Genomic DNA, 4,536 nt, shown 5'->3' on the forward strand with positions numbered 1-4,536 from the left:
AAAAGACGAGAGTAAACGCGAAAACGAGAAAGTTTACAAGGGCTGCCGCAACGCATTGAATGTAAACGGCTTTTTCGCCCACGCGCTCGACGGTCAGCACTTGTGTATAACGACGTGCCCTTAACCCGGTTCTCCGTTATGAATTCACCGGCACAGAGGCAACGCGGATGCTTAATTGTGCATTAAGGCTTGAAGGGGGAGGTCGAGAAGCGGAACCCACAGAATTCGGAAAAATAGTACATTATGGCGTGAACACCATTTCCGACAGGCCGGTTTCGATCAAAGCGGGCCGCTCATCACCATTTTGCTTCATGTTGTGATCGAGTGGGCCCCAAAAATCGGTCACGATAGACCGGAATCAGCGGTCACTATGGGCCGGAATACCAAGATACGATTACTTATCGTTAGAATTAATGCAACTAATAACTTGGTCAACGCTAACCGGCTTTACAAAATGTTTTTCGAATCCGGCTGCTTGGCTTTTGGTCCGGTCCGCTTCCTGCCCATAACCGGTTAATGCAATCAAGCGGCATGAGTGATCGCCCATAGCTGCACGTATCTCATCCGCAAGTTCATAACCGTTCAGTCCAGGAAGACCAATATCCAGGATGGCAATTTCAGGATTAAAGCGCCTTACAGCAGATAAGGCGTCAATCGGGTTATCAAACAATTCCACATCATGGCCGCTGAGCTCAAGCAGTCTACCCAACGTATTTACCGCATCAACGTTATCATCAACAAGCATTATGCGTCGCTTCTGAATTACCGTTCCCAAGCTCGCAGCCTCCTTCAGCTCAGTACGCTTTGATGACAGCCCATTTATCGGCAATATTAGGACGAATTCGCTACCACGGCCGATGCCGTTGCTTTTTGCCTCGACTGTCCCCCCATGTAATTCGACAATGTTCTTGACCAGCGCGAGGCCGATGCCGAGTCCTCCTTGTGTGCGGTCAATTGTCTGTTTCGCTTGAAAAAACAGTTCGAAGATCGAGCCCAGCATTGATTCTGGCAGGCCGACACCATCGTCCTTGACGCTAATGCAAAGCCAATCCGATTTTACGCAAGTCGCGGACAGGACAATATGCCCTCCCTTGCCTGTGTATCTTGCCGCATTGGTGAGAAGATTAGAAACAGCCTGGGCCAGCCGATCTGGGTCACCAGTCATATGCAAATTCTCTTCGCAACTAAACTTGAACTGGTGATTACGCTGTTCGAAAAGCGGGCTGGCCATTTCGACAGCCTTTATCAAAAACTGCGATACGTCTATTTCGCTCAACTGAAGCTCCATTCTGCCCCGCGTAATACGTGAGATGTCGAGCAAGTCTTCCACAAGGCGATTCATGTGTCCGACCTGGCGCTCGATAACTTCCCGCTCATACTTGCTGGCATTCTCGTTGCGCATGCGCATTAGTTCCAACGCCATCGTTATGGGCGCTAACGGATTTCGCAATTCATGTCCGAGCATAGCTAAAAACTCATCTTTAGCTTGGTTCGCTTCGGTTAACTCTACGAGGGTTTTTTCTCGTTCAGCATAGGCTTCGTCACGTTGGTGACGTTCGGTTGCGTCGCGGGTAAAGCATCGGGTGTACCGAAGTTGGCCATCTTCAAAGTATGCGTTTGAATGAATCACCACGTGTTTAACCGATCCGTCCTTACACCTGAGACGTGCAGGATAGTCGTAAATTGTTTCGCCAGATCCCAGTTTTGTCAGGATATCTTCGATAACCGTCTGGTCAACATGGAAGCGGGCGATGTGCTGGCCAATGTATTCTTCAGGACGATAACCAAGCATGTTCATTTCCGCCTTGTTCGCCCAGAGGATGGTCCCGTCCATGCCAACCCGATGTAGTCCTTCGGCAGAGTTATCCAGAAAATCCGCTAGTTCCTTCTCTCGTTGCGTCAGGCTTTCTTCTGCTTTTGTACGGCGAGCTACCTCGGCGTGCATTACCCGGGCCTTTTGCTCCAGTTCTGCAATCTTGCTAGTTATGTCTTGGGCAGTCGTCGATACTGAAAGCTTGTCTTCGCCGCAAACGTGGTCGTGTGCCTCGCAAACTCTTTGAAATGCCGCCGACGATTCAGCTGTAGGAAAAAGCTTCCATGGATATGCGCAAAACAACGAAAAAGGAGTTTGGACCGCTAAAGCGCTCCACATTTGTTCGAGCCGGATGGCCGCATCAAATTGGCCCTTTGCGCACAACAGAGCTACCATCTCGCCAAAAGCGTTGACTTTTCTGCCGTTGGCGCAAGTTGCTCGTATTATGTTGCCCACGACAGCGTCGAAACGGCTCTCATCCGGCCACTCGTCGATCATGAACCCGCTAAGCATTTCGTCCGCATCAAAAGCGAGTAATTTTGCCGAACATAATTCTGCGCCTCCTGATTCGCCCCAGAATCCTGACAAGCGGCGGCGGAGGGCATTAATGTGGTCAGGAGTAGCAATGATGATGCCGCTACCTCCGGCACGGAGAGAGGAATCGAGAAAATCGCCCACTTCTGTCAACAACACCAAGTCTTCATCATAAAACCGAACAAAGTGCTCGGTTGTTCCTAAGTTGGGGGAAATATCTTTTTTAACGGTTGTCAACACGGTATACTCCTGTTTCGCCATAAAGGCGCAAGGCAGAGAATAGAGATTTAGCCGTGCGAAGAACTTTGAAGTTTAGCAGACTCTGAAGGAGGGTCGGACTTCGAAGCCATCACGTTAGCGAATATGGCACTAACTTGCACGTCATCAGAGCGTTTGAATTTCTTCTGTGTTAGCCCAAAGTAGTAATGTCCCCTTTTGGGATAAACGGGCACGAAATCATGGTGGTGCAGATGAGCGGCAAGGAAGTGCTGAGATCCCAGTTGATGGCGCAGCTGGTTGAGGGCAAGCTGAGTCAGAAAGAGGCGTCCGAGCGACTCGGCGTCACCGTACGCCAAATCAAGCGACTTAAGCGTCGCTACGTTGTTGCAGGCTCTGCTGGCTTGGTGAGCGCGAAGCGGGGTCAGCCGTCGAAGCGGCGCATCGATGCCGCGTTGCTGGGCCAAGCCATGGCTCTGGTTGGCGCGCACTATGCCGACTTTGGTCCGACGCTGGCAGCGGAGAAGTTGCGCGAAGTGCATGGCGTGACACTCTCGGTCGAAACCGTACGCCAGCAGATGGTGCTACATGGCTACTGGAAGACGCGGCGCAAAACAGTGGCCAGATCTCATCCGATGCGCGAGCGACGCTTGCGACGCGGAGAGCTCATCCAGATCGACGGTTCCCCGCATGACTGGTTTGAGGGGCGAGCCCCGCGCTGCACCCTGCTGGTGTTCATTGACGATGCCACGGGCGAATTGACGCACCTGCAATTTGTCGATACAGAAACCACGCTGGGCTACATGGCAGCCCTGCAACGCCATATTGCACTGCATGGACTGCCTGCAGCGCTGTACAGCGACCGGCATAGCGTCTTCCGGATCAATCAGAAGGAACCTGCTGCCGAGGCGCAAACCCAGTTTACGCGTGCGCTCAAGGAACTTGGCGTGGAAGCCATTCATGCCAGCAGCCCGCAAGCCAAGGGGCGCGTTGAGCGCGCCAACCAGACCCTGCAGGACAGGCTGGTCAAAGAAATGCGTCTTCAGGGCATTCATGGCCAGCAGGCCGCTAACGCCTGGCTGCCGACCTATATCGCCGACTTCAATCGGCGCTTCGCGGTGCCGCCCGTGGCCGCGCACGACGCGCATGTGCCCTACCTGGGCAAGCCGGAGCAACTGCGCCGTATCTTGTCGGTGCAAGACACCAGAAAACTGTCGAAAAATCTGAGCTGCCAGCATGAAGGCGTCCTGTTTCAAGTCAGAACGGCCAGCTCAGGGCTGTCCATGCGTGGGGCGGCCGTCATGGTGCACCGCCATCATGACGGCGCGATGGAATTGCGCTGGCAGGGCCGTACGCTGGCCTATGACACCCTGTTGCAATCACCGGGCTCGAGCAAGCAATGCGCCCCCGTCGACGGCAAGCAGGTCAACGATCTGGTCGATTGCATCATCGAATCACGCGCCCGGGTGGTGCCAGAAATAGGTCACCCTTGGAAAAAGCGCATGCCGACACTCGACGCCATGGGAAAACCGCCGCATGCAAGGTTCTGACTGAGAGAAAATCCATCAATTGCACTGAACCCAGGGGACATTTCTACTTGGGACAAAAGGGGACATTTCTATTTAGCGTTGACATACCGCTCGCTGGAGGAACGCGTCCCCGATGCGCATCCGTTGCGCAAGCTGCGGGTGCTGGTCGATGCCATTCTGGCCAGCATGAACGACGAGTTCCAGGTGCTGTACTCGCGCCGTGGGCGTCCCTCGATCACCCCGGAACGCCTGCTGCGCGCCAGCCTGATCCAGACGCTGTTCTTGATCCGCTCCGAGCGCCAACTGGTGCAGCACATCGAATACAACCTGCTGTACCGTTGGTTCGTCGGCATGAACCTCGACGAGGCCGTGTGGAACCACTCGACCTTCAGCGCCAACCGTGAGCGTCTGTTCAGCGAGGCGATGACACAGCGCTTCTTCGCC

The 4,536-nt window shown here is 53.9% G+C and carries 3 protein-coding genes; 2 read left to right on the forward strand and 1 reads right to left on the reverse strand.

Going from position 1 to position 4,536, the window contains the following annotated elements; genetic code table 11:
* Nucleotides 1-394: 394 nt before the first annotated feature.
* Nucleotides 395-2,587 carry an ATP-binding protein gene (locus tag ACQ4W6_RS25545; protein ID WP_436569963.1) on the reverse strand — a complete coding sequence of 731 codons (2,193 nt, stop codon included), beginning with the start codon at nt 2,585-2,587 and terminating at the stop codon, nt 395-397.
* Between the two features lie 230 nt (nt 2,588-2,817).
* Here ACQ4W6_RS25545 and ACQ4W6_RS25550 point away from each other — a divergent pair, with 230 nt between their 5' ends.
* Nucleotides 2,818-4,113 carry an ISNCY family transposase gene (locus tag ACQ4W6_RS25550; protein WP_436569964.1) on the forward strand — a complete coding sequence of 432 codons (1,296 nt, stop codon included), beginning with the start codon at nt 2,818-2,820 and terminating at the stop codon, nt 4,111-4,113.
* A gap of 78 nt (nt 4,114-4,191) precedes the next feature.
* On the forward strand, nt 4,192-4,536 hold a 345-nt coding region (locus ACQ4W6_RS25555), incomplete at its 3' end, for a transposase (protein ID WP_436569965.1).

Origin of the sequence: Janthinobacterium woesei (assembly GCF_051380875.1) — a bacterium.
In the GTDB taxonomy this organism is placed as follows: Bacteria; Pseudomonadota; Gammaproteobacteria; order Burkholderiales; family Burkholderiaceae_D; genus Janthinobacterium.